Origin of the sequence: Nannocystis bainbridge, assembly GCF_028368995.1 — a bacterium.
Classification (GTDB): Bacteria; Myxococcota_A; Polyangia; order Nannocystales; family Nannocystaceae; genus Nannocystis; species Nannocystis bainbridge.
In genome coordinates this window covers 155,302-179,812 of the sequence record NZ_JAQNDL010000004.1, presented here as the reverse complement: position 1 = coordinate 179,812, position 24,511 = coordinate 155,302, and the positions used below count along the sequence as shown (strand labels likewise).

Annotated in this window: 19 protein-coding genes; 11 read left to right on the top strand and 8 right to left on the bottom strand. The window is 72.3% G+C overall.

Annotated elements, in window-relative coordinates; translation table 11 throughout:
• Positions 1 to 2: 2 nt before the first annotated feature.
• Positions 3 to 1,190: a hypothetical protein gene (locus tag POL25_RS38105; protein ID WP_272091305.1), complete on the bottom strand. Its 1,188-nt coding sequence runs from the start codon at positions 1,188 to 1,190 to the stop codon at positions 3 to 5.
• 186 nt (positions 1,191 to 1,376) lie between these two features.
• On the opposite strand from POL25_RS38105, the gene POL25_RS38100 reads away from it, so the two are divergent.
• The 3 genes from POL25_RS38100 to POL25_RS38090 all read left to right on the top strand — a co-directional run bounded on the left by POL25_RS38100 (position 1,377) and on the right by POL25_RS38090 (position 5,135).
• The gene (locus POL25_RS38100) at positions 1,377 to 2,246 is read left to right on the top strand and encodes an acyl-CoA desaturase (RefSeq protein WP_272091304.1); all 870 of its coding nucleotides are present in this window, start codon (positions 1,377 to 1,379) and stop codon (positions 2,244 to 2,246) included.
• A gap of 113 nt (positions 2,247 to 2,359) precedes the next feature.
• Positions 2,360 to 4,456, top strand: coding sequence for a hypothetical protein (locus tag POL25_RS38095; RefSeq protein ID WP_272091303.1), 2,097 nt, complete (start codon positions 2,360 to 2,362; stop codon positions 4,454 to 4,456).
• A 142-nt stretch (positions 4,457 to 4,598) separates the two neighbouring features.
• Complete coding sequence (locus tag POL25_RS38090) at positions 4,599 to 5,135, top strand: methyltransferase family protein (RefSeq protein WP_272091302.1); 537 nt, start codon at positions 4,599 to 4,601, stop codon at positions 5,133 to 5,135.
• A gap of 10 nt (positions 5,136 to 5,145) precedes the next feature.
• On the opposite strand, the gene POL25_RS38085 is transcribed toward POL25_RS38090, so the two are convergent.
• Positions 5,146 to 5,991, bottom strand: coding sequence for a hypothetical protein (locus POL25_RS38085; RefSeq protein ID WP_272091301.1), 846 nt, complete (start codon positions 5,989 to 5,991; stop codon positions 5,146 to 5,148).
• Positions 5,992 to 6,117: 126 nt separating this feature from the next.
• On the opposite strand from POL25_RS38085, the gene POL25_RS38080 reads away from it, so the two are divergent.
• Entirely contained in the window at positions 6,118 to 7,083 is a 966-nt protein-coding gene (locus POL25_RS38080; RefSeq protein ID WP_272091300.1) for a gluzincin family metallopeptidase, read from the top strand.
• Positions 7,084 to 7,128: 45 nt separating this feature from the next.
• Here the strand turns inward: POL25_RS38080 and POL25_RS38075 are convergent, their stop codons facing one another.
• The gene (locus POL25_RS38075; RefSeq protein WP_272091299.1) at positions 7,129 to 8,256 is read right to left on the bottom strand and encodes a M28 family metallopeptidase; all 1,128 of its coding nucleotides are present in this window, start codon (positions 8,254 to 8,256) and stop codon (positions 7,129 to 7,131) included.
• 71 nt (positions 8,257 to 8,327) lie between these two features.
• Between POL25_RS38075 and POL25_RS38070 the strand changes: the two genes are divergently transcribed.
• Positions 8,328 to 8,777 carry a DUF1579 family protein gene (locus tag POL25_RS38070; protein WP_272091298.1) on the top strand — a complete coding sequence of 150 codons (450 nt, stop codon included), beginning with the start codon at positions 8,328 to 8,330 and terminating at the stop codon, positions 8,775 to 8,777.
• Positions 8,778 to 8,885: 108 nt separating this feature from the next.
• Here POL25_RS38070 and POL25_RS38065 read toward each other — a convergent pair whose 3' ends face one another.
• From POL25_RS38065 to POL25_RS38055, 3 genes are all read right to left on the bottom strand, one after another.
• Entirely contained in the window at positions 8,886 to 10,010 is a 1,125-nt protein-coding gene (locus POL25_RS38065) for a CAP domain-containing protein (protein ID WP_272091297.1), read from the bottom strand.
• 139 nt (positions 10,011 to 10,149) lie between these two features.
• The gene (locus POL25_RS38060; protein WP_272091296.1) at positions 10,150 to 12,474 is read right to left on the bottom strand and encodes a TAXI family TRAP transporter solute-binding subunit; all 2,325 of its coding nucleotides are present in this window, start codon (positions 12,472 to 12,474) and stop codon (positions 10,150 to 10,152) included.
• Positions 12,475 to 12,596: 122 nt separating this feature from the next.
• The gene (locus tag POL25_RS38055) at positions 12,597 to 13,385 is read right to left on the bottom strand and encodes a potassium channel family protein (protein ID WP_272091295.1); all 789 of its coding nucleotides are present in this window, start codon (positions 13,383 to 13,385) and stop codon (positions 12,597 to 12,599) included.
• 587 nt (positions 13,386 to 13,972) lie between these two features.
• Here POL25_RS38055 and POL25_RS38050 point away from each other — a divergent pair.
• From POL25_RS38050 to POL25_RS38025, 6 genes are all read left to right on the top strand, one after another.
• Positions 13,973 to 14,764, top strand: coding sequence for a sulfite exporter TauE/SafE family protein (locus tag POL25_RS38050; protein ID WP_308477918.1), 792 nt, complete (start codon positions 13,973 to 13,975; stop codon positions 14,762 to 14,764).
• 156 nt (positions 14,765 to 14,920) lie between these two features.
• Complete coding sequence (locus tag POL25_RS38045; protein ID WP_272091294.1) at positions 14,921 to 16,789, top strand: IucA/IucC family protein; 1,869 nt, start codon at positions 14,921 to 14,923, stop codon at positions 16,787 to 16,789.
• Entirely contained in the window at positions 16,786 to 17,733 is a 948-nt protein-coding gene (gene prs, locus POL25_RS38040) for a ribose-phosphate diphosphokinase (RefSeq protein ID WP_272091293.1), read from the top strand. The genes POL25_RS38045 and prs overlap by 4 nt, the downstream gene beginning before the upstream one ends.
• A gap of 22 nt (positions 17,734 to 17,755) precedes the next feature.
• Positions 17,756 to 19,732, top strand: coding sequence for an NAD(+) synthase (nadE, locus tag POL25_RS38035; protein ID WP_272091292.1), 1,977 nt, complete (start codon positions 17,756 to 17,758; stop codon positions 19,730 to 19,732).
• A 462-nt stretch (positions 19,733 to 20,194) separates the two neighbouring features.
• Entirely contained in the window at positions 20,195 to 20,896 is a 702-nt protein-coding gene (locus POL25_RS38030; RefSeq protein ID WP_272091291.1) for a protein-L-isoaspartate(D-aspartate) O-methyltransferase, read from the top strand.
• A 209-nt stretch (positions 20,897 to 21,105) separates the two neighbouring features.
• Positions 21,106 to 21,639, top strand: a complete 534-nt coding sequence (locus tag POL25_RS38025; protein WP_272091290.1) for a carboxymuconolactone decarboxylase family protein — start codon at positions 21,106 to 21,108, stop codon at positions 21,637 to 21,639.
• A 985-nt stretch (positions 21,640 to 22,624) separates the two neighbouring features.
• On the opposite strand, the gene POL25_RS38020 is transcribed toward POL25_RS38025, so the two are convergent.
• Both POL25_RS38020 and POL25_RS38015 read right to left on the bottom strand, forming a co-directional pair.
• The gene (locus POL25_RS38020; RefSeq protein ID WP_272091289.1) at positions 22,625 to 22,894 is read right to left on the bottom strand and encodes a hypothetical protein; all 270 of its coding nucleotides are present in this window, start codon (positions 22,892 to 22,894) and stop codon (positions 22,625 to 22,627) included.
• Between the two features lie 511 nt (positions 22,895 to 23,405).
• A complete protein-coding gene (locus POL25_RS38015; RefSeq protein ID WP_272091288.1) occupies positions 23,406 to 24,437 on the bottom strand; it encodes a hypothetical protein in 1,032 nt (343 codons plus the stop codon).
• Positions 24,438 to 24,511: the final 74 nt, after the last annotated feature.

Sequence of the window (24,511 nt, the reverse complement as noted above, 5' to 3'; positions counted from 1 at the left end):
GCTCACATCGGCAGCACCGGGGCGCACGTCGACACCCCGGCGCCGACCACCAGCAGCGGCGCGTCCTGAGTCAGCACCGTCAGGTCCTGGATCCCGTTCATGTCGCTGTCGTCGTAGTCGAGGTGGGTCACCTCGGAGTTGAACAGGTCGTTGTCGCTGTCGGTGAAGAAGTAGAAGTCGCCGGCGAAGAAGGCGAACGCGAACGCGCCGTTGTTGATCTCGAGCCCGTTGAGCGGCAGCACCTCGAGCGCCGCGCCGGTGTCCTTGTCGGCCTGGACCAGCTTCGACGGGAACGCCCCGCCGAAGATGAACGCCCGCCCGTCGCCGGTGCCGGTCAGCTCGGCGCCGTCGAAGTTGGTCTTGCCGAGCTTCGACAGCGCCAGGTTGTTCGGATCGATGGTGACGAAGTCGCCGGCGTTCGGGCCCTCCGAGTAGCCGCCGAAGCCGCTGTACGTGTTGCCGTAGATGCGGTCGCACTTGTCGCTGGCGCTGTTCGACACGAACGCCATGCCGAAGTTGACGACCCCGTTCTGGGCCGCCACGAAGCCCGGGTCGCTGCAGTCGGCGACGTTGGTGACGTCGACCTTGCGCAGCTGGCCGGTGCCGTTGAACTGGACCCACGCGTAGCCGAGCCGGTCGACCGCCATCGAGAACGTGTTGGTCATGCCGCAGCCGATCTGGCCCAGCATCGTGAAGCTGTTGCTCTCGGGGAAGTACTTCCACAGCTCGGCGTCGTCGGACAGGACGAAGATGCCGTCGTCGAGCGGGACCTCGATGTCGTCGGGACAGGCGCACGGCTCCGGATCGCCGGTGGTCGTGTCGGTCGTCGTCGTGTCGATCGGATCGGTCGTGCTCGTGCTCGTGCTCGTGTCGGTCGTCGTCGTGTCGATCGGGTCGGTCGTGCTCGTGCTCGTGCTCGTGCCGGGCTCCGTCGTGCTCGTGCTCGTGCTCGTGCTCGTGCTCGTGCTCGTCGTCGGCGTCGTCGTCGTCGGCGTGCCCGACTCCGACTCGCCCATCGTCCCGTCCTCCGAGGTCGCGCTCGTCGGTCCGGCGCTCGTCGAGGTCGACGACGTGTTCGTCATGGTTGTGTCACTGGCCGACATCGAGGCCCCGTCGGTCTGGGCCGCGCCGTCGTCGCCGCAAGCGAGCAGGCAAGAGAGGGCGATCGCGGGCAAGGGCAAAGTTCGCATGAACGGCACGATAACCCGCCGACGCGGGCATCGGGCGCGCGAGGCGTCGGCCGCGGCGGAGGTCCCTCATCGCCGGCGCGCCCGAGCCGGCGCGCCGGGGCGGGGGCGCCGACGTGCGTCGACGCGCACCCTCGCCGGGGACCCCGTCTCTGGACCTGCGCGCCTCGCTGGTAGCCTGCTCAGGTCTTGTCCACGGCCATCGATTTCGAAGACAGCGCCCCGCCGGTCACCCGCACGCCCGAGGTCGGCGGCCTGATGTGGAGTCACGTGATCGGCGCCGGGCTGATGCACCTGGCCTGCGTCGCCGCCCCCTTCACCTTCTCGTGGAGCGGCTTCGGCGTCGCCCTCGCGCTGTGGTGGCTCGCCGGCGGCGTCGGCATCTGCCTCGGGTATCACCGCCTGCTGTGTCACCGCAGCTTCGCGGTCCCGCGGCTCTTGTCGTACGTCATCGTCCTGCTCGGCACCCTCAGCTGGCAGGGCAGCCCGGTGCTGTGGGTCGGCAAGCATCGCCTCCATCACCGCTGGTCCGATCAGGAGCACGACCCGCACTCGCCGCGTCGCGGCCTGCTCTGGTCCCACATGCTGTGGGTCTTCATGCGCGCCGACGAGGACACCGAGCGCGCGTTCGCCCGCGACCTCCTGCGCGACCCCGTGATGCGGTGGTTCGACCGCTGGCACTACATCCCGCAGTTCGTGCTCGCCGCCCTGCTCTACGTCGTCGGCGAGGCGTGGGCCGGCCAGGGCTTGAGCTGGCTGGTGTGGGGCGTCCCGGTGCGCCTCGTTTTCACGTATCACGCGACGTGGCTCGTCAACTCCGCCGCCCACCGCTGGGGCTACCGCAACTACGAGACCCGCGACGACTCGCGCAACAACTGGTGGGTCGCCCTGCTGACCTTCGGCGAGGGCTGGCACAACAACCACCACGCCCATCAGCGCGCCGCGGCCCACGGTCGGCGGTGGTTCGAGCTCGACCTCACCTACCTCATGATCCGCGGCCTCGCGCGCGTCGGCCTCGCGCGCGACATCGTCGCCCCGCGTGAGCCGCTGAAGTCCTGAGCAGCCGCGTGCGCGCCTGCAGACGGCGCCGGCCGCCGGGCCTGGCGTGGGCTCGCGTCGCACCAGGGATTTCCGTCTAGTCGCGACCGGCGAACTTCGCTGTAATCGCGGCCATGCGTTGGAATTTTGTGGCGCTCCTCCCGGTCGTCGGCCTGCTCGCCTGTGGCGACCCCGATCGACCGGCCGACAGCGACAGCTCCGTCATCTCCGCCTCCACCACGCTGACCGCCGGCAACACCGGCAACGGCAGCGACTCCACCGACACCGCTGCCCCGACGACCACCGAGGCGAGCGGCAGCGGCACGGCGGGCGACCCGACCGGTCCGGTCACCGGCACCTCCGAGGGCACCACCGTCGATCCTGCCACCACCGCGACCACCGGCGAGGACCCGGGCATGGTCGTCTCGATCGAGATCGATCCGCTCGACGCCACCGTCACCGTGATCGACGGCGTCATCCCGGCGCCGACGCAGTACACCGCCGTCGGCATCACCGACAAGGGCATCAAGATCCCCGTCGACGGCACCTGGTCGTACGACAAGCTCGACCTCGCCGGCATCGGCGGCCTCTCGGGCAGCTTCAGCGCGACCGGCTTCGCCGGCGGCGTCGGCACCGTCACCTTCGAGGGCGCCGGCCCGCTGCCTGCGGCCACCACCAACGCCACCGTCAAGCTGATCTTCAACGCCGAGCCGGTCCCCGTCCCGCCCGAGACCAAGGATCTGTTCGGCATGGCCGTCGACCCCGATCCGGCGATGGTCCTGCTCTACCCGTACGACAAGACCGTGTTCCCGCGCGGCCTCATCGGTCCCACCATTCAATGGGACGGCGGCGGCGCCAACGACCTCTATTACGTCCACGCCTACAGCGAGTTCTTCGAGTACAAGGGCTATCACAACGTCCCGCCGCCCTCGCGCTTCGATTTCCCCAAGCTGCCGACCGACGTCTGGCTCAAGCTGACCGCCTCGACCGAGGGTGACGTCAAGGTCGACATCGCCCGCTTCGACGGGCAAAAGGCCTACCTCGCCAAGACCCAGACCTGGACGATCGCCCCGGCCAACCTGACCGGCACCGTCTATTACTGGGAGGTCAACAACGGCAACGTCGTGCGCCTCAACATCGGCGCCACCGCGCCCGAGCCGTTCGTGCAGAAGCCGCCCGGCGTCGAGTGCGTCGCCTGTCACAGCGTGTCCAAGGACGGCTCGCGCATCGCCGCCAGCTTCCACGGCGGCTACAGCCCGTGGAGCACCATCGACGCCGCCTCCGGCAGCGTCCTCTACTACCCCGACATCGCCTCGGGCTTCCAGGCCATCGCGCCCAACGGCTCGCACGTGGTGTGGGGTCAGTCCGACGAGAGCGGCGCGCTCAAGCTGACCACCTTCGACAGCGCCGTCACGCTCGCGCAGCTCACCGTCCCCGGCGGCAAGCCGCAGCACCCGGTGTGGTCGAGCGACGGCACCAAGCTGGCGTTCGCCCGCAAGACCGACGGCAACTGGCTCGACTTCAACAACAGCGAGCTGTGGCTGGTCGACATCGACCTGATGACCAACTCGTTCGCCAACGCCCACCAGATCGTCGACAAGATCCCCGGGCTCACGACCACCACGTTCCCGACCTTCTCGCCGGACTCGCAGTGGATCGCGTTCAACCGCCTCAACCAGGCCCGCACCCGCGCCGCGATCACCGAGGTCTGGCTGACCAGCCTCGACGGCGCCGCGGTCGTGCGCCTCGACAAGGCCAACGGCCTCGGCATCGTCGAGCCCGGCCAGGACCAGACCACCTACGAGCCGACCTTCCTGCCCGTCTCGGTCGGCGGTTACTCGTGGCTCATCATCGGCTCCGAGCGCAAGTACGGCAACACGCTCACCGACACCAACCCCGCCACGCGGACCAAGCAGCTGTGGGTGACCGCCATCGACGGCAACATCACCCCCGGCACCGACCCGAGCCACCCGGCCTTCTGGCTCCCCGGCCAGGAGCTCAACAACCAGAACATGCGCGGCGAGTGGGCCCTGTCCCCGTGCAAGCAGCTCGGCGAGGGCTGCAACGCCGGCTTCGACTGCTGCGACGGCTTCTGCTACGGCGAGCCCGCCGTCTGCTCCGACAAGCCCGACACCTGCTCGCACATCGGCGACTCCTGCGAGGTCGACGCCGCCTGCTGCGAGGGCGAGGGCACCTGCATCGCCGGCTATTGCTCGATCCAGCCCGGCTGATGGCCTGTCCCTCGGGACAGCCACGTTAGGACATGTCCCCGGAGACAGAATCATCTGTCCCCGGGGACATCTCGTTTCGACCGGTCGATTTCGCGGCCCGCCCGACCTTCCCGCGGCGCGCGAATCGTGCGACCGTGCGCGCGTGGGCGCGCCGTCCCGACACCCTGCCTTCCGCAGCGCCCGACCCGCGAGCGCCGCCTGGAACCTCACCAAGACCGCCTGCCAGACCGCGGTCTTCTGGCTCGTCTTCCTCGTCGCGGGCCCGTGGCTGCTGGTCCAGCTCGAGCGCGCGCTGGGCATGAGCCCCTGGCAGCTCCCCGGGCAGACCGCGGCGGCCCTCGTGCTGTTCGCGGCGTTCGCCGCCCTCAACCTGGCGAGCGGCCTCGCCATGGCCCGCCACGGCCGCGGCACCCCGCTCCCGCTCGACATGGCCAACGCGCTCGTCGTCGTCGGCCCCTATCGCCGCGTGCGCAACCCGATGGCGATCGGGGGCCTCGGCGCGGCGTTCGCCATCGGCCTCTACCTCGGCTCGAGCTTCACCATGCTCTACGCGATCACCGGCGGCGTGCTCTGGGACCGCTTCGTCCGCCCGATCGAGGAGCGCGATCTACACGCCCGATTCGGCGAGCCCTACGCGCGCTACCGTGACTCCGTGCCCTGCTGGTGGCCGCGCCGTTAGCCGGCCCGGTTCACGCGCGCGGGAACCGGCGCTCGACCGATCCGCCCTCGTGCAGGCTGGTCCAGCGCCACAGATGCTCCGGCGCGTCCGGGTGGTACTCGTAGGCCTCGACGCGCGGGCCGTCGGGTCCGGCGTATGTCCACACCACGTCCCGCTCACGAACCCCCGGGAACTGGCGCGCCTCCGGCTGCGTCGCCCAGTGTTCGGGCGGAACGACCTCGCCGGCCGCCTCGGGCGTGACGCTCGCCAGCCCCGCCACCGACCCGCCGAGCCGCGGGGCCCGGCGCGCCACGGCGGCCAGCGCCGCCACCAGCTCGGCGACGCTGCGCGTGTACACGTGCACCAGTCGGCCCCACCGCGAGCGCAGCACATAGCGCGTCTCGTCGCGCCACTGCGCCTCGGCGGCCCCGCGCGCGGCGGGCACCGCCGGGATCCCGAGGTCGCCCGCGATGCGCTCCGCCAGCGTCGTGTCCTCGAAGTGGAGCACATAGGCCGGCTTTCCCGCCGCCCACTCGCGCAGCCGCGTCGGCCCGCTGAGCACCAGCCCCGGCCGCTCCAGCCCGCTCGCCGGCAGCAGCCAGCCCTCGCGCCGACCGTCCCAGCCGAGGGTCAGCGCCCGCTCGAGCACGGCGCGGGCGTCGGCCGGAAACGCGATCGAGGTGTCGACCACCGCCGCCTCGCGCGTGAGGAACTTGGCCCGCATCGGCTGACCGCGCGGACGGTTCTCCTGCCCGGTCTCCGCGTGATAGAGCGCCACCGCGACCACGCGCTCGCCGTCGAGGTCGTAGGTCCACCCCATCGAGTACAGGTACAGTCGACCGTCGACCACGAGGCGGCGAAGCGGCTTGCGGGCCATGGGCGGCGACCATGGACTACCCGCCCCCGCGCCGCAAGCCGGCACCCACACCAGGCTCTACGCTCCCGCCGCGAGCCAGCACGCACGCCAGACCCGTCCCCGGCCCACGCGCGTCTCCACCGCTGCATGCACCGCCGAGAATTCGCCCTCGGGCTCGCCGCCGCCGGAATGTGGGCCTGCGGCGATCGCCCCGCCTCCGCGCCGCCCCGTCCTGCCCCGCGCCTCTCGCTCGAGCCCGAGCCCGACCTGCCCTCGCCCGGACCGCCACCCCCGCCGGTCGCAGCTTCCGAGCTCGCCGCCGCTCGCATCCCCCGCGCCGCCCTCGACGCCCGCGCCGACGCGCTGCGCCAGCGCCACGCCGATCGCGGCTTCACCGTCCTCGTCGAGCCGCCGTTCGTCATCCTCGGCGACGAGCCGGCCGCCGACGTCCAGCGCCGGGCCGATCGCACGATCCACTGGTCGGTGCTGCGGCTGCGGCAGGACTACTTCGCCCGCGATCCCGCGCGCATCATCGACGTCTATTTGTTCGCCGATCGCCTGAGCTACGGCCGCAACACCCAGGAGATCTTCGGCGAGGAGCCCGACACGCCCTACGGCTATTACTCGCCGCGCCACGCCGCCCTGATCATGAACATCGGCACCGGCGGCGGCACCCTCGTCCACGAGATCGTCCACCCGTTCATGGCCAGCAACTTCCCCGCCTGTCCGGCGTGGTTCAATGAGGGCCTGGCCTCGCTCTACGAGCAATGTGGCGAGCACGCCGGCCGGATCGTCGGCTACCCCAATTGGCGCCTCCCGGGCCTGCAGGCCGCCATCCGCGCCCGGCGCCTGCGCTCGTTCGCCGAGCTGTGCGCCACCGACTCCGACGAATTCTACGGCGCCCGCTCCGGCCTCAACTACGCCCAGGCGCGCTACCTCTGCTATTATTTGCAGGAGCAGGATCGCCTGCGCGATTATTATCACGCCTTCGTCGCCGGCGCCGACCTCGATCCCGGCGGCTACACCACCCTGCAGAAGATCCTCGGCCACCGCGACATGCCCCGCTTCGAGCGCGAGTGGCGGCGCTTCGTGCTCGACCTGCAGTGGAGCTGACGCGCGGCACATGTCCCTCGGGACATATCCTCCTGAAAACCGCCGCTACAGCCCCGCCGCGGCCGCCACCGCCGCCGCCGTCGCCTTGAGCACATCGGTGGCGAACGCGTGATCGAGCGTGTCGGCCGTGTCGAGCCCGAGCGTGCAGTGATACGTCGGGTTGCGGAACAGCCCGGTGTCGAACACGTGCAGCGCCGGCAGACCGAGCTCCCAGAAGCTGCGGTGGTCCGACATGCTCAGCACCCCGAACGCGTCGTCGTCGAGCTTCTCGACCGCCGTCAGCGTCATCACCCCCGTCAGCCGGCCCAGCGCCTCCGCCTGCGCCTCGAGCTCGAGCGCGAACGGCTCGGCCGACGCGTCGGCCACCACCGCGATGAAGTCGCCGCGCCCCTTGTTGGCCGCCAGCTCGTCCGCCAGCCCGGGGAAGCGCTCCGCCAGCGGCCCCGGGAACACCTGCGATTGCTCCGCCGCGCTCGCGTAGCCGATCATGTCGAAGTTGAACGCCACCGCCAGCTTCGCCCCCGTGAACGTCTGCGCGAACGCCCGCGAGCCCCGCAGCCCGAGCTCCTCCTCGTCCCAGCACGCCACCACCAGCGTGCGCGGCAGCGACGCCTGCCCGAGCACGCGCGCCACCTCGAGCGCCCCCGCCACCCCGCTCGCGTTGTCGTCGGCGCCGGGGCACCCGCTGATGTGATCGTAGTGGGCCGCCAGCAACACCACCTCGCCCGGATCGGTCACCCCCTCGCGCGTGCCGATCACGTTGACCCCGGAGCCGTAGTCCTGCCGCTGCACCACGAAGCCCGCCTGCTCGAGCCGCGCCGCGCAACGGTCCTGCACCTTGTGCCAGTGCGGCGACCCGGGCGGCCGCGACGCGGCGATGAAGGCGACCTCCTCCGCCCACCGCCCCGGATCGATGCAATCCATCAACGCCTCGGGGCTGTCGTGGCGACAGTCGTTCATCACCCCGAGATCCGGCGCAGGCATCGCCGTCGTCGTCGTCGGCGCGGCCGTCGTCCCGCCGCTCGTGCCGCCCGTGCTGCCCGTGCTGCCCGGCCCGCCGCTCTCGCCCGAACCACTCGACGTCGTGGCCTCGCTGCCGCCACCCGCGTTCGTCGCCGCCGAACACGCCGCGAGCCCGAGCCCCACCAAGACCGCCCCGCGGACCGCTCGCATCGCCGCACTGTAGCACCCGCCGCGCCCGTCACCGGTGGACCGCTCGCCGCCGATGACCTATGACACCCGCCATGGCGCACCCCCTCAGCGAACTCACAGGCTCATGGACCGGCCCCGCACGCACCTGGCTCGACCCCTCGGGCGCGCCCGACGAGAGCACCTGGCGCGTCGAGATCGAGCCGCTGCTGGACGGCCGCTACACGCGCCTCCGCTACGACGGCACCTGCATGGGCAAGCCGCACCACGGCGAGATGACCCTCGGCCTCGATGACCACGAGCACACCATGTACTGGATCGACAGCTTCCACACCGGCGCCTCCGCGCTGTGGTCGACCGGGCCCGCCGGCCCCGACATCGCGGTCCGCGGCAGCTACCGCGCCGGCCCGGAGACCTGGGGCTGGCGCACCACCTTCCGCCGCGACGGCGACCTGCTGGTGATCGAGGCGACCAACATCTTCCCCTCCGGCCGCGAAGACCACGCCGTCGAGGTCCGCCTCAGCCGCGCGACCTCGGCTGGCTGATCGCACATGCTCAATAGGACATGCCCGTCCGAGCATGTCCTGGAGAGCATGTCCCGAGATACCTCCGCGCGGCGACGCGCCGCGTCCACGCCGGCGCGTGACCACCCCTCACTCGCAGCCGACCACCTGCACCTCGTAGCTGAACGGCTGCGGCACCCCGCTCACCTGCACCGCGTACGTCTTGCCCGCCTCCGACTCCCACCCCTGCGGCGTCATGGCGATCGCGCTGGCCGAGCCGAACCCGCCCATCAGGGGCGTCAGCTTGACCGGCATCTCGATCCCGCTCTCGGTGATCGAGACCTGCGCCCCGCCGAGGTCGAGGCTGTCGCTCTGGATCGTCCAGCCCGTCTCGTCGACGTTGGCCCACGGCACCTCGGGCACGTGGAGCGCCTCGATCGGCACCACCCCGGGCGGCGGCCAGGCCGTCCACGCCGCATCGCCGCCGCCCTGCCCGCCGATCACCCACATACACGAGTTGACCGCCGACGAGCCGAGCCCGACCGGACCGAGCTTGTTCGAGAGGATCCAGCGCCGGTGGCCGAACGTCGTCGCGTTGCCGGGGTCGACCATGTAGAGGTCGACCGCGACCACCCCCGGCGTCGACGAGATGTTGCTGTTCATCGCCGCCTGCGCCCCGTCGGCCGTGTAACAGTCCCAGCCCATGCCCGGGCTGTGCGACAGCTGCCCGTTGGCCTGCATCATCAGCGCGCACTGCTGCGCCTTGGCGTTGAGGCCCGCGTCGTGCCCGACCGCCGGCTGCCCGGCCAGCCAGCGATAGAGGTTGATCAGCCGCAGCGCGTTGTCGCGGCCCGGCGCCCCGGTGTCGCCCGCCTGACAGCCCGCGACCGCCCCGCTCCATGTCCCTTCGGACATGTCCGAACGGTCCGCCGTCCAGCGCGCGCACACCTCCGCCACCGGGTCGATCGGCGCCCCGGTCGTGGTCTCGCTCGTGGTCGCGTCGGTCGTCTCCGGCCCCAGCGTCGTCTCCGGCTCCGCGGTCGTCGCGTCCGGCCCGGTGCTGGTCGGCCCCGCCGGCTCCGTGCTCGTCGGCCCCACCCCGGTCGTCGTCGTCGTCGCCGCCGTCGTCGGCGCGCCCGTGTCCCCGGTCGCGGGCTCGACCGTCGTCTCGCCCGGACCGCCCGTCGTCGCCTCGCTCGCGGTCCCGGTCTCACCTGTACTTTCGGTCATCTGCGCTCCACCCGCATAACAGCCGGCGACGAGCGCGGAAGACAACGCGAGGACGACACGACGGGACCGCATCTCGCCCGAATACGATTCACCGCCCCTCGCCGTCAACCGGGCCGGCCGTGGCTTTGAAGCCACAATCGAGCCCCTCGCGGGCGCGGCCGCGTCCTCGCTGCGCGCGGCCGCGTCAGCCGATCGGCACGGCCTTGCGGCTCTCGGCGACGATGCGCACCAGGTCCGCCTCATCCTCGCACAGCGCGACGATCAGGTCGCCCGGCGCCACCGGCTCGTCCGGCCGCGGATTGACGATCAGCCGCCGCCGCAGCTCCGCGTGCGAGGTCCCGCCCACCGGCGTCTTGCCGCCCGGATCGGCGGTGCGATACAGCCCCAGGGGCACCGCGCCCCCGCGCCCCTGGACCTCGAGCAGCGCGCGGCGGACCGATCGCCACGGCTGTCCGATGAGCCAGGTCGGAGCCGTCGCCGTGTAGACCTCGGCGTTGTCGTCGGCGAACGCGACCACCCGGTTGAACAGCTCCGCGAACGCGCGGTCGCGGCAGGCCATCACCAGCCAGCGGTGCGCCAGCGTCTGGCAGTCGACCGGCACCAGCCAGGCCGCGAACGGCGAGAACACCTCGTCGCGCTCGCCCTCCGACGTCTCGACCAGCGTCACCGGCAGCGCCGGCGCGGTCCGGGCGATCTCGACCGAAGTCGCCGCCACCCCGAGCGGCCGCGCCCGTTGCCCGCCGCCGATCGGGTCGCGCGCGCACGCCTGATGGACCGCGCGGGCGATCCGCAGCGGATCGTAGCTGGCCCCCGCCGCCTCGCCGTCGCCGAGCACGATCACCCGCGACGCCCGCGGCAGCCGCAGCCCCGCCAGGTCCTCCGGCACCTCGGGGTTGGCGTTGTGGATCGTCAGCGCCTTGACCCGCGCCAGCTGCAGCCGCACGCGCCGCGGCAGCGCGTCGGACACCACCACGTGCAGCGGCCGGTGGCGCGTCGGCCCCGGGCTGCGCAGCAGCCGGATCAGCGGCAGCATGTCCTCGCGGAAGTTCAGCACCACCAGGTGCCGGTTCAGCCGCCGCCACAGCCGCGTCTGCTCCTGCGCGAAGATGTTGGTGAGCGTCGCCGTGAACCACGCCAGCAGCCCCAGCCCGAGGATCGTCGCCGCCGCCCCGACCACCCGCGCCGTCGGCGTCTTCAGCGTCTCGGTGGTGAAGTTGCCGGTGGCGAACGTGTTCATCTCCCAGAACGAGTCGTTCAGCGTCCGCAACCTGGCGTTCGAGTCATGTTCCAAAGACCAGACGATGAACGTCGAGAGCGTCACCACGCACGCGAACGCCGCGAACGGCACCAGCGGGTTCGACAGCTGGGTCTCGATCCCGGCCCCCGGGACCCGCCGCCGCCGCAGCGCCCGGCGCACCAGGTGCAGCACCACCGCCAGCGCCGCCGCGGCCGCCCCTGCCTGCAGCCACGCCGTCCGCCGCTCGCGGGTCTCGTGCACCTCCGCCACCGGGTGCAGCGGGATCGGCTCGCGCTCGGCGAACCCGCGCCACTCGACGCGGACCCCGAGGCTCGCGTGCTGCTCCTCGCGCGCCAGCTTCTGCAGCCCGACGATCATCGCCTCGACCGCGAGCCGGCGGTCGGCCAAAAAGCCCTCGTCGTCCAGCCGCTGGCGCGGCGTCGCCACCAGCACCACCGAGCTCACGCACACCGTCGGGATGCTGAACTCGAGCCCCGCGTAGGTCCCGGGCTCGATCGGGCAGATCCGGTAATACGGATAGCCGTCGATCAGCCGGTTCAGCACCTCCTCCGGCAGCGGGTTCAGGGTCGCCAGGCCCGACGCCAGCACCGCGCCGATCTCCGCGTGCCCGGGCTCGGTGGTCCGCAGCATCGTCAGCAGCTCGCGCCGGCTCATCGCCGCCAGCGCCTCGTCGGCGGTGCCCATGAACAGCGGCAGATGCTCCGCCGTGTGCCCGGCCGCGCCGAGGATCACCTTCGCCGTCTCGTAGCTGCCCGACCCGTCCTTGCCCATGAACAGCGGCTCGCGGCCGATGTCGGTGAACTCGTCGAGGCGCACCGGCCGGCGCACCAGCACGTGCACCGCCGCGTCGGACACCGCCGCGATCACCCGCAGCTCCGCCTTGTCGGCCTCCTCGGGCGACAGCTTGCACATCCACCCGCCGCGCGGCGTCTTGCTGTCGACCGCCGCCGCGTCGGCCTGCCCGGCCTTGAACGCCTCGGCCGCCACGTCGTACTGCACCAGCGCCGCGTCGAGCTCGCCCGACAGCAGCTTGTGCACGTTCTCGCACGAGCCCCGCGTCGACTCCGGCGCGATCGTCACTCGCCCCTCGCCGCGCACCACCTCGGCCAGCGCGTGGGCGGTCACGTCGAACCCGCCCTTCTTGGCCCCCGACCCGAACCGGATCGTGATCGGCTCGCCGGCCCGCGCGGCACCTGTCTGCAGGAACATGCCCAGGAGTACAGGCCCGATCAGCCATGTCCGCACGGACATGCCCCAAAAGCCAGATCCTCCTGCGAGCCGCGTCACAGCGGCCGCCTCGCCGAAGACCCGCTCCGCCTCGCCGGCAGCGCTGCCGATCGTGCCCCCCGCGCGGGCCGCACGCGCCCCTCGCCTCACTCGGCCTCTCCCGTCAGCACCAGCAGCGCGCTCGCGTCGCGCAGCGCACGGCCCGGCGGCGGGCTCAGCAGCATCGAGTCCTGCCCGCCCTCGGCCGGCGCGAACAGCCCGATCAGCGTCACCGGCCGCCCGCGGCGATCGACCTCCACCCCGAGGCACGCCTCGCGGAACGTCCCCGCCCGCAGCTCCGGCGGCACCGGCCAGGTCTCGACCCGCAGGCGCCCGCCGAGCAGCGCCAGCATGAAGCGGAACGCCCCCAGATCGACGCACGCGTGGGCCAGCAGCGCCGCGCGCAGGAAGCCCGGATAGAAGATCGTCGCCACCCCGAGCCCCTCGAACTCGTGGGTCGCCTCCGGGTCCTCGACCGCCACCACCACGTGCGGCGGCTTGCCCTTGCAGGCCCGCTGGATCGCCGTGCACACCAGGCGCGAGAACGCGTCGGTCTCGCCGTGCCCGCGCAGCGGCAGCACGATGATCGCGTCGGCCGCCGGCAGCCCGGCCGTCTCGGCGAAGAAGCGCGCCAGCGCCTCGACCCCGCCGCTCGCCGAGCCCTGCCAGTACTTGTGGACATGTCCTTCGGGCAATTCGGCCAGCGCCCCCGCGACCTCGTCCGCGGCCGCCGGCCCGATCAGCGTCAGCTCCGGCGAGCCGTCGGCCGCCGCGATCGCGCGCACCAGCCCCAGCGCCTCGAGCGTCCAGTGAATCACCACCCAGCGCGGCCGCGGCGACCCCGGAAGCCCCGTTGCGAGCGCCTCCGCCGCCGTCGTGTCCCCGCGCTCCATCACGCCGCCGCAGCGTCCGCCCCGGCCCGCCCGCCTGTCAAGCGCCGCCCCGCCTTTCGCCCGCGACACCTTCGCCCGCGACACCTTCGCCGACTCGAGCCGACCATCACCGTCCGACCCAGCGCACCGTGATGAACGAACCTTCACGTTCACACCGCCGATCCTCGCGGCCCTCCGACAGCCCGCACGCCCGAGGCCCGACGAAGCGATCGCTCGCGCCTCGCAAACCATCCGACACGCAGGGCAGCATCGCCACGACTCGCCGGACCGCCACCAGCACCATCCCCGCCACATCCGCGACGCGGCCATCGACACCGCGACAGCGAGGCCCTCGCCAACATCGCCGCGCCGCGTGTGCCACCCACTTTGCCTCGAACTGCCCGGCCATCGCCGTCGACTCGTCCCCTGCGATCGCCGCCGCATCCGCGAGACAGCACCGCGCGAGAGCATCACCGAGCCCTCGCAGCGGCCCCCTCACGCATCGCCCCCGCACCACCTCTCTCGTGGTCCTCCGCGACCGCGCGCCCTCGCGCCACCGCGCGGCGATCCCTCCAGGCTCACTCCCCCGTCACGCGTGTTAGCGTCGGCGCCTGCGCTCCACCGAGATCCTCGCGCTAGCGCTCATTGCGCTGGTCTCCTTCGGCCTCAGCTACATCGGCGCCACCGTCGGGCTCGTGCTCGGCCAGCTGCGGGTCGCCCTCCTCGTCTACGTCCTCGGCAGCCCGGTCGCCGGCGCCGCCACCAGCCTCGCCATCTCCACCGCCGGCACCCTCACCGGCACCTGGCGGCACGCCCGTGACGGCCGCGTCGACCTGTGGCTGCTCGCCAGCGTCGGCCTCCCCTCCGCCCTCGCCGCCTTCGCCACCGCTCGCTGGGCCGGCAGCGTCGACGCGCGCCTGCTCAAGGCCGTCATCGCCGGCGTCCTCCTGCTCACCGGCGCCAGCATGCTGCGCCGCCCGCCCGATCCGACCAGTCCTTCCGGACATGTCCCTTCGCGCACCTTCGCCGTCCTCGCCGAGGTCGTCGTCGGCGCCGTGCTCGGCGCGATCTCCGGCCTCGTCGGCCTCCTGCTCGGCAGCCTGCGCCTGCCCGCCATGATCCGCTACGCCCGCGTCGCCCCGCCCGTGGCCATCGGCACCAACATGGCGATCGGCGCCGTCACCGGGCTGTCGGCCGGCGTCGCCACCTTCCTCCAAGGACAGGTCGACCTCACCGCCTTCGCCATCGTCACCCCGCTCACCCTGCTCGGCGCCAACCTCGGCGCCCGCCGCACCGGCAGCCTCGACCCCGACAGCCTGCGCCGCTGGATCGCCGCCGTCCTCCTCCTGTCCGCCACCCTCATGCTCGGCGAGCTCGCCGTGGCCCACTGGCGCGCCGGCTGAGCCTCTCGCCGTCCCCGACCGGGGCCTTCGGCGCCCGCACGCTCGTCGGCCTCGTCGACCCTGCCCGCTCCCTCAGCGAGCTCCACGGTCGGCGAGCTCATCGCCACTACAGCCCCGAGCTTTCGCCCTCCCGATCCGCGCGCTACCTTTCGCGGCGTGCCCGAGCGCGACCGCTTCTTCGCCTTCGCCGCCCGGGCCCTCCCCCTCGCCTTCCGCGTCCGGCCCGAGCCCGCCGACCTCGCCTGTCACTGGCGCGCCGCCACCCAGGCCATCGGCGCCCGCCTGCTCCTCGCCTGCGCCCGCGAGCGGCTCCTCGCCTTTGACCTTCAGGACATGTCCCTTCGCACATGTTCCTTGAGTCTCCCGCTGCGACGCCGCCGCGCCTTTGAGCTCCACGCCCCCGACCTCGAAGCCAGCGACCTGCCCGACCTCCCCCAGCTCCTCCCGCGCCTCTTACCCGCGCTCGCCCCGGCCCCCCGCGCCCGGCTCGCCCGCGAGCTCGACGACAGCCGCTGGAACCTCGCCCTCGCCCGCCTCGTCGCCGACCTGCGCCATCGGACATGCTCCGAAGGCCAGGCGTGGCCCGCCCCGCTCGACCCCGAGAACCTCGTCGTCGACGGTCACCCCTGGCACCCGATGAGCAAGACCCGGCTCGGCCTGCGCGCCTGGGAGAACCTGCGCCACGGCCCCGACTTGCTGGCCCAGGCCCCCGTGCACGCCGTCGACCTCGCCGCCGACCACGCCCAGCTCGCCGCGCCCGACCTCTACGCCGACCTCGCCCGCGAGCTGTTCCCGCCCGCGCCCGCCGGCCTGGTCCGCCTGCCCGTGCACGCCCTCCAGCTGCGCCGCCTGCCGCGCCTGCTCGGCCCGCTGTGGCGCAGCGTCGCCCACCCCGTCGACCTGCCCCCGCTGCCCGCCCGCGCCCTCCTGAGCCTGCGCACCGTCGCCCTCGCCGCCCCGGCCCTGCACCTCAAGCTCGCCGTCGACATCCACACCACCAGCGCGCGCCGCCAGGTCTCGCCCGCCTCGGTCCACAACGGCCCGCCGATCGCCGCCCTGCTGGCCGCGATCCAGGCCGCCGATCCCGAGACGCGCCGCGGCCTGCGGATCCAGGCCGACGTGGCCGCCGCCGGCATGCACCCGCGCCACGGCGACCGCGCCGGCCAGCTCGGCGTCGTGCTGCGCCCCGACCCCGCCGCCCTCGCCCGCGACCTCCACGCCGACCTGTCCCTCGCGACAGCCGACCCGCGCCTCGCTCCGTCCCGCCCCGCCGACATGTCCCTTGAGACATTCCCCTCCGGACATGCCCCCGACGACATGTCCCCGAGGACCTTCCCTCACGGACATGTCCCCTCGCGCAGCCCGCAGCTCCTCGTCTGCGCCGCGCTCGGCGAGCGCCGCCCCGGCGGCGACCTCCTCGTGCGCGAGCTCGCCGCCGACTACCCCGGCGACCTGCGCGCCCGCCTCGCCGCTTTCTTCAGCGACTACCTCGAAGTCCTCGTCCCGCCGGCCCTGCGCCTCTTGACCGCCCACGGCGTCGCCCTCGAGGCCCACCTGCAGAACACCCTGCTCGTCCACGCCGGCCGCCCCTGCGGCTTCATCGTGCGCGACCTCGGCGGCATCCGGCTCCACCGCGGCCGGCTCGCCGCCGCCGGTCACGCACCCGCGCTCGCCTCCGACTCCTTCACCCTCACCGCCGACCTCGCCGAGGCCCAGGGCAAGCTGCTCCACACCCTCGTGCACGCCCACCTCGCCGCCGTCATCGCCTGGATCGAAGACGCCGGCGGGCCCGACCAGGCCGAGCTGTGGCCGTGCGTGCGGCGGATCTGCCAGCGCCTGTTCGATCGCTGGGCCGCCGTCCCCGCGCTCGCGCGCGCCTGCGCCGACGATCGCGCGTTCTTCTTCGCCGCCGCCTGCCGCAGCAAGGCGCTGCTGCGCATGCGCATCGACGAACGCGTCAGCGATTACGCCTATACCGAGGTCGCCAACGCGCTCGCCGAGGGGTACTCTTCCTCCCCCGCATGACGACTCGCCCGCTCGTGTTCGCCACCCCGGAGTACGGCTACTTGCAGGCCGCGCTGTGCGGCTCGGCCGCGCTCGAGGGCGGCGAGATCGACACCTTCGCCTTCCCTGACGGCGAGCGCTACCTCCGGCTCGTCACCCCGGTCGACGGCCGCGACGTCGTCCTGATCGGCGGCTCCGTCGACGACGCCGCCTCGCTGACCTTGTTCGACCTCGCCTGCGGCGCCGTCCACTACGGCGCCCGCCGCCTCACCCTCGTCGTCCCGTACTACGGCTACGCGACCATGGAGCGCGCGACCAAGCCGGGCGAGGTCGTCACCGCCAAGACCCGCGCCGCCCTGTTCTCGGCCATCCCGCCGGCCTCCTACGGCAACCGCGTGCTCCTGCTCGACCTCCACGCCGAGGGCATCCCGCACTACTTCGAGGCCGGCCTGGTCGCCACCCACGTCTACGCCAAGCCGGTCATCCGCGACATGATCCTCGACATCGCCGGCGGCCGGCCCTTCGTGCTCGCCTGCACCGACGCCGGCCGCGCCAAGTGGGTCGAGTCGCTGGCCAACGACCTCGGGGTCACCGCCGCCTTCGTGTTCAAGCGCCGCCACGACGGCGAGCGCACCGAGATCACCGCCATCGACGCCCAGGTCGCCGGCAAGCTGGTCATCCTCTACGACGACATGATCCGCACCGGCGGCTCGCTGATCGGCGCCGCCCGGGCCTACCAGCGCGCCGGCGCCGTCGGCCTGGCCGCCGTCGCCACCCACGGCGTGTTCCCCGGCGACGCCCTGCACAAGCTGCAAGCCACCGGCCTGTTCTCCGCCATCGCCTGCACCGACAGCCACCCGCGCGCGCGCGCCCTCGCCAGCATCGACGCCGGCGCCGCCCCGCCGCTGAAGGTCGCCTCGATCGCCCCGCTGCTCGCGCCTCACCTCACAGGACATGTCCTTTAGACCCTGTCCCCGGAGACATTGAATGCACCTCGTCCGCGTCGCCGCCGCCGCCCTCAACCAGACGCCGCTCGACTGGGACGGCAACCAGGCCCGGATCCTCGAGGCGATCCGCCTGGCCCGCCAGCAGGGCGTCGCCGTGCTGTGCCTGCCCGAGCTCTGCATCCCCGGCTACGGCTGCGAGGACGCGTTCTTCAGCCGCGGCACCGTGCTCGAATCGTGGCGGATCTTGCAAGAGCTGCTGCCCGAGACGAAGGGCATGATCGTCGCCCTCGGCGTCCCGATCATGCACCGCGCCGCCAACTACAACGCCGTCTGCCTGGTCGCCGACGGCCAGATCGTCGGCCTGGTCGGCAAGCGCTTCCTCGCCGGTGACGGCATCCATTACGAGCCGCGGTGGTTCAAGGGCTGGCCGGCCGGCAAGTTCGTGCAGTGGGAGCACGACGGCCACAGCTACCCGCTGGGCGACCAGATCTTCGAGGTCGGCGGCCTGCGGATCGGCTTCGAGATCTGCGAGGACGCGTGGGTCCCGAACCGCCCCGGCGTCGAGCTCGCCGCCCAGGGCGTCGACGTCATCTGCAACCCGAGCGCCAGCCACTTCGCGTTCGGCAAGCACGAGGTGCGCAAGCAGATCGTCATCGGCGCCTCGCGCAGCTTCGGCGCCACCTACGTCTACTCCAACTTCATCGGCAACGAGGCCGGCCGCGTCATCTACGACGGCGAGTGCATGATCGCCGCCTCCGGCCACCTCATCGCCGAGGGCCCGCGGCTCGGTTACGACGACGTCTACCTCACCAGCGCCGTGATCGACGTCGACCTCGCGCGCATGATCCACGCCAGCCGGACCGCCGCCCCGACCGTCGACGACCACCTGCGCCGGATCACCCGCTTCGAGATGCAGCTGCCGGTCGCCGACCTGCCGCCGCACCAGCCGCTGCCGACCCCGCCGTGGCCCGGCGACAAGCGCGAGGAGTTCTCGCGGGCCGTCGCTCTCGGCCTGTTCGACTACCTGCGCAAGAGCCGGTCGCGCGGCTTCGTCGTCTCGCTCAGCGGCGGCGCCGACTCGGCCGCCGTCGCCTACCTCGTGCACCTCATGGTCACCCTCGCCGTGCAGGAGCTCGGCGTCGAGGCCACCTGCGCCCGCCTCGGCCTGGCCGAGGGCACCTGCACCACCACGCGGGCGATCGTGGGCTCGCTGCTCACCTGCGTCTATCAGTCGACGCACAACAGCTCCGACACCACGCGCAACGCCGCCCGCGCCGTCGCCGGGGCCGTCGGCGCCGAGTTCCTCGAGTTCGACGTCGACCCGCTCGTGCGCGCCTACGTGCGCACGGTCGAGGGCGCGATCGGCCGCGAGCTCGGCTGGAAGGGCGACGACATCGCCCTGCAGAACATCCAGGCCCGCGCCCGCGCCCCCGGCGTGTGGCTGCTGGCCAACCTGCGCGGCGCCCTCCTGCTGGCCACCAGCAACCGCAGCGAGGCCGCCGTCGGCTACGCCACCATGGACGGCGACACCTGCGGCGGCCTGTCGCCGATCGCCGGCATCGACAAGGCCTTCCTGCGCCAGTGGCTGCGGTGGGTCGAGCTCGAAGGCCCCGCCGGCGTCGGCCCTACCCCCGAGCTGAGCGCCGTCAACGTCCAGGCCCCGACCGCCGAGCTGCGGCCCGCCAGCGCCCATCAGACCGACGAGGACGACCTGATGCCGTACCCGATCCTCGACGTCATCGAGCGCGCCGCCATCCGCGACAAGCTCACGCCCAAGGACGTCTTCCGCGTCCTCGCCAGCCGCTACCCCGAGCACGGCCGCGCCCAGCTACTCCTGTGGGTCAAGCGGTTCTTCCGCCTGTGGAGCCAGAACCAGTGGAAGCGCGAGCGCTACGCCCCGAGCTTCCACCTCGACGACCAGAACCTCGACCCGAAGACGGGGTGCCGCTTCCCGATCCTCTCGGGCGGCTTCTCCCACGAGCTCGCCGAGCTCGAGGCCGCGGTCGGCGGCAAGTGAGCCTGGCCCCCGGGGCATGTCCCCGGGGACATGGGTTCGAGGACATGCTCCCGGAGACATGTCCTCGAGGACACACGGCAGCACGGCGAGCCACCTCGCCGTCGGAGCGCTCCCACCGGTCGCCGCCCTTCGCGGTGGCGCAGCGCTTCGAGGGTCTCGCTGCGAAGCCACGCGCTTCAGGGCTGCGCAGGCCCGTCACGCGGAAGAGCCCGCCGCGAAGCCGACGCGCGCTTCAGGGCCGCACAGACCCATGGCGCGGGCGCGCGCTCGAGCCCGCCTGCCCACGCCGAGCCACCTGCTCGCGCGCCCCGCCGCGGGTCACGGCCGAGCCTGCCTGCCCTCTCCGTCATGTCCCCGGGGACCCGCCGTCCGACCGCCGCTGCCTCGACCCGCCACGCCTGAGCCTGGCCGCGCTCCCGGCTCTGCGCGGGCCTGACTCGACCACGGCGCTACCTTCTCGTCATGCGTCGAGCGAGCCTCCTGCTGTGCACGGTCGTCGCGTGCGCTGCCGCCATGGATGAACCGTCACACGCCCGCAGCCGGATGGTCGAGCAGCAGCTCGTCGCCCGCGATATCACCGACGAGCACGTGCTCGCCGCCATGCGCAGGGTCCCGCGCGAGCGCTTCGTGCCGCAGGAGGACCAGCGTCAGGCCTACGGCGATCACCCGCTGCCGATCGGTCACGGCGCCACCATCAGCCAGCCCTACATCGTCGCGCTCATGACCCAGCTCGCGCACGTCAAGCCCGGCGACCGCGTCCTCGACGTCGGCACCGGCTCCGGCTATCAGGCCGCCGTGCTCGCCGAGCTCGGCGCCGAGGTCTACAGCATCGAGGTCGTCACCGACCTCGCCGAGCAGGCCTCCGCGCTCCTCGACGAGCTCGGCTACGACAACGTCCACGTGCGCGCCGGCGACGGCTACCGCGGCTGGCCCGAGGCCGGCCCGTTCTCCGCCATCATCGTCGCCGCCGCCGCCCCGACCCTCCCGCGCCCGCTCACCGAACAGCTTGCGCCCGGCGGCCGCCTGGTGATCCCCGTCGGCCAATTCGTGCAGGACCTCAAGGTGCTCGAAAAGGGCCCACGCGGCGACCTCCATGTCGAGACGATCCTGCCCGTCCGCTTCGTGCCGATGGTCGGCGAGGTCGAGACGCAGCCGCGCCATTGACGGGCAGCACGCGCCGCAACGCTCGCAGCGAAATGCCGCCCCTGCGAAAGCCCGCGGCTCAGGCCAGGCCGTGATCCGGAGCTCCGGGCCCGCCTTGCGAAAACCCCTCTGCGGCCAGAGGAACACAGTCAGCGCATCGAAGGTCCATGTCGGACGCTGGCGCAGCCCGTGGCTTGACGCTGTACTCGCGCCATGGATATCGCTGGGAGATGGCCCGCCTCCCGTACGTCGATCCCGAGACTGCGCCCGAGGTCGTTCGCCAGGTGTTCGCGGGTCTGTCCGGGCGGCTCAACATCTTCGGCATCGTGGCCCACGCGCCGACCCTGTTCGGCCCGCTCGTCGCCCTCGGCGACGCGGTGCTCGTCCAGCAGGTGCTCGACGCCCGCTTGCGCGAGCTGGCGATCCTCCGCGTCGCCCGGCTGTCGCCGGCGCGCTACGTGTGGGCCCACCACGTGCAGATCGCCCTCGATGCCGGCGTCGCGCGCGAGCAGATCGAAGCGCTCGAGCGCGGCGAATTCGAGGTCCCATGCTTCGACGAGAGCGAGCAGCTGGTGCTGCGATTCACCACCGAGGTGCTGCGCGACGTGCGAGCCACGGATCTCACCTTCGCCGCCATGGTCCAGCGGTTCACCGCGCGGGAGGTCCTCGAGCTGCTGGTGACCATCGGCCTCTACATGACCCTCGCCCGCATCATGGAGACGACGGACGTGGACCTCGAGCCCGCGCTCGCCGAGACGGCGTAGGAGCCTGTGATAAATGCGTCCGAAGACGCGGGGCCTGGAGAGCTGGGTGACGGCGGGCACGGCCTGTCCAGGAAATCGCGCAACCGAGGACGCGGGGTGACGGCGGGCACGGCCTGTCCAGGAAATCGCGCAACCGAGGACGCGGGGCCTGGAGAGGCGAGCACGGCCTGTCCAGGAAATCGCGCAACCGAAGGCGCGGGGCCTGGAGAGCTGGGTGACGGCGAGCACGGAGCAGCGGAGCGGGTCCCTCGCCACGGCGGGGCCCTCCCAGGCAACGTGCTCGGCGCCCTCGGGCTTCGATGGTGTTCTGTCTCTTGAGACAGGTGGGTGTGTTTGGCGGACGATGGCGCCTGCGCGCGGTCGCCTGCGGCCCCTCCCGCCTGCGTCCCACTCCGCCGCTCCGAGCCCGCCTGCGGAGAGCGTCGCCGGCCCCGCTCGTCGCCGCGCGGGGAGCCTCACCGAGCAGCGGCGAGTGCGGCTCGACCGACTGTGGACACTCTCTTTCGCAGGTTGTGAGCACCTGGAAGTCGTTCTGCTCGCGGATCACCATCTCGGCGATAATCATCTGTGAGGCACGGCCTGGGCGTCGTAGCCCTGTACGAAGCCGTCCGTAGTCATCATCAGCTTGCTCTCAGGATCGGCGAAGTTGCGCTGCGACTTTCGGAAGGTGTCCCATCGGCTATGTGACGAGGTCTCGACCCGTGGGCATCGGCCGCGCCTCGTCGCGCGCCCTGGACTCCTCGGCGGCGCGCCGGTCCTTTTCACGGCCAGCGGCTTCGGCGGCAGCCTCGGCCTCGAGGGCCGCCATCGCCGCGTGGCTCTTCGCCAGGCGCTCCTGCTTGCTCTGCACCCATGCCGGTATCTCGTCGCCGCGAGCATCAGCGTGCCGGTCGTCCTCGCGGCGATCGATGTCGTCGGCCTCGGCAAACCAGCGCGCCGGCCTTTGGCCGCGAGCTCCGGCTCGACCTCCTTCATCCGCGCGCAGCTAAATCGCCTGTGCTTCGAGGCGTTCGCTTGATCTTCGTCCGTCGAGCGCGACGTGTCCGAGCCTCACCGGCCCGGCGCGCTGGCCTGGCTCGAGCACCTGTCCGAAGAGACCGCCGAGGACTGCCAGGTGCCGGCGGCGAAAGTCGTCGATCGTACGGTGGGCCGATCGCTGGCGCGCCGTCACGGCTATGAAGTCGACCCGCGGCTCGCTCTTCCACGACGAGAACACGCCCTGCGAGTACGCGTCCAGGAGCCGCGCGGTCATCATCGCCGGGTGGAACGGCGGCTACCCGCGCCATGCGTTGCAACGAACTCGCGGGGCGACAAGCGGGGCCGGCGACGCTCTCCTCAGGCGGGCACGGAGCGGCGGAGTGGGACGCAGGCGGGAGGGGCCGCAGGCAACCGCGCGCAGGCGCCATCGTCCGCGAAGCACACACACCTGTCTCAAGAGACAGAACACCATCGAAGCCCGAGGGCGCCGAGCACGTTGCCTGGGAGGGCCCCGCCGTGGCGAGGGACCCGCTCCGCCGCTCCGTGCCCGCCGTCACCCAGCTCTCCAGGCCCCGCGTCCTCGGCCGCACGATTTCCTGGACAGGCCGTGCCCGCCGTCACCCAGCTCTCCAGGCCCCGCGTCCTCGGCCGCGCGATTTCCTCGACGGGCACCCGTCGCCGCGCACCCGCAGTCCAGGCCATGTCCCATCGAACATGTCCACTCGAACATGCCGCATCGGACATGCCCGCCACGACATGTCCCGAGCGCCACCCGCTCGCGGCCCCGCTCAGCGCGGCGAACCAGCGCGCCGGTGCCCGCCGAGCTTGAGCTTGATCCCGCCCTGCCCTGGGTCCTGCGCCGGCGTCTCCGGCTCGCTCGCCGGCTCCTCACCGGCCGGCGGCTCGGTGGTCTCGATCGTCGGCTCCGGCTTCGGCTCCGCGATCCCGAGCCCGCGGTCGACCTCTGCCAGGCGGTCCTCGCGGGCCGCCTTCTCTTCCATCAGAATCAAATTAATCCAGCGCTCGTCGGCGAACGACACCGTGCCGTCGGTCGCCACCGTGTACTCGACCTGCGGCGAGATCGGGCGCACGAACGAGCCTGGCGCGCGCGGCATCTGGATCTCGCGCAGCACCACCGACAGGCAGTCCTGGACCTTCTGCGGCAGCGAGCTCGGCTCGACGCGGCTGACCAGCGTATTGCCGTCGCGGTCGACCAGGTTGAGGCCCTCGACCGGGTACGTCCCGGCGCCGACGCGGCGCTCGAGGCAGCCCTTGCCGCGGATCGCCACCATCGCCTGTTGCCGGCGCAGCTCCGCCTTCGCCTCCGGCGACTTGTCCTCCGAGCCGTCGCCGAGGCTCACCCAGTAGATCACGTCGAGGTACTGCACCACCCCGCTGCGGTTCTTGATCCACTTGCGGGCCTGGATCGCCTCCATGATGCACGGCTCGATCTCCGGGTCCTTGAAGCCGGTGTCGAGCACCTCCGTGCGCAGCACCTCGCCGTCGGGCGACAGCCGCGTGCGGATCTTGACCTGGCCCTCGGGCACGTCGACGTACGCGTCCTCGCCGTCGCGCTTGCCTCGCTTCATCGTGTCGATCGCCCGGTTGACGAAGCACGCCGCGGCGGGCGGCCGCAGGGCCTGGGCGATCTCGTTGAGGCGCGCCAGGTCGAACAGGTTCTCCGCGCGCTTCGAGGGCAGGATGATCACGCCCTCGCTGCTGCTGCGGACCGCCTTTTGGATGTAGCGCGTGCCCTGCCCGAACGAGTTATGGCCGGTCGGCGCGGCGCCCTTGTTGCGAGCCGCGCACGCGGGGGCCACCAGGGCCAGGCAGGACGCCAGCGCGACTGGCGCGAAATGCGCCGCGCCGCGACGCGGTTTGCTTCCGGGTTCCC

What these genes read in the sequence shown, in the direction of transcription:
- POL25_RS38105 (WP_272091305.1), bottom strand. Translation starts at nt 1,190, where the DNA reads ATGCGAACTTTGCCCTTGCCCGCGATCGCCCTCTCTTGCCTGCTCGCT.
- POL25_RS38095 (WP_272091303.1), top strand. Translation starts at nt 2,360, where the DNA reads ATGCGTTGGAATTTTGTGGCGCTCCTCCCGGTCGTCGGCCTGCTCGCC.
- POL25_RS38085 (WP_272091301.1), bottom strand. Translation starts at nt 5,991, where the DNA reads ATGGCCCGCAAGCCGCTTCGCCGCCTCGTGGTCGACGGTCGACTGTAC.
- POL25_RS38080 (WP_272091300.1), top strand. Translation starts at nt 6,118, where the DNA reads ATGCACCGCCGAGAATTCGCCCTCGGGCTCGCCGCCGCCGGAATGTGG.
- POL25_RS38075 (WP_272091299.1), bottom strand. Translation starts at nt 8,256, where the DNA reads ATGCGAGCGGTCCGCGGGGCGGTCTTGGTGGGGCTCGGGCTCGCGGCG.
- POL25_RS38070 (WP_272091298.1), top strand. Translation starts at nt 8,328, where the DNA reads ATGGCGCACCCCCTCAGCGAACTCACAGGCTCATGGACCGGCCCCGCA.
- POL25_RS38060 (WP_272091296.1), bottom strand. Translation starts at nt 12,474, where the DNA reads ATGTCCGTGCGGACATGGCTGATCGGGCCTGTACTCCTGGGCATGTTC.
- prs (WP_272091293.1), top strand. Translation starts at nt 16,786, where the DNA reads ATGACGACTCGCCCGCTCGTGTTCGCCACCCCGGAGTACGGCTACTTG.
- nadE (WP_272091292.1), top strand. Translation starts at nt 17,756, where the DNA reads ATGCACCTCGTCCGCGTCGCCGCCGCCGCCCTCAACCAGACGCCGCTC.
- POL25_RS38030 (WP_272091291.1), top strand. Translation starts at nt 20,195, where the DNA reads ATGCGTCGAGCGAGCCTCCTGCTGTGCACGGTCGTCGCGTGCGCTGCC.
- POL25_RS38025 (WP_272091290.1), top strand. Translation starts at nt 21,106, where the DNA reads ATGGCCCGCCTCCCGTACGTCGATCCCGAGACTGCGCCCGAGGTCGTT.
- POL25_RS38020 (WP_272091289.1), bottom strand. Translation starts at nt 22,894, where the DNA reads ATGATGACCGCGCGGCTCCTGGACGCGTACTCGCAGGGCGTGTTCTCG.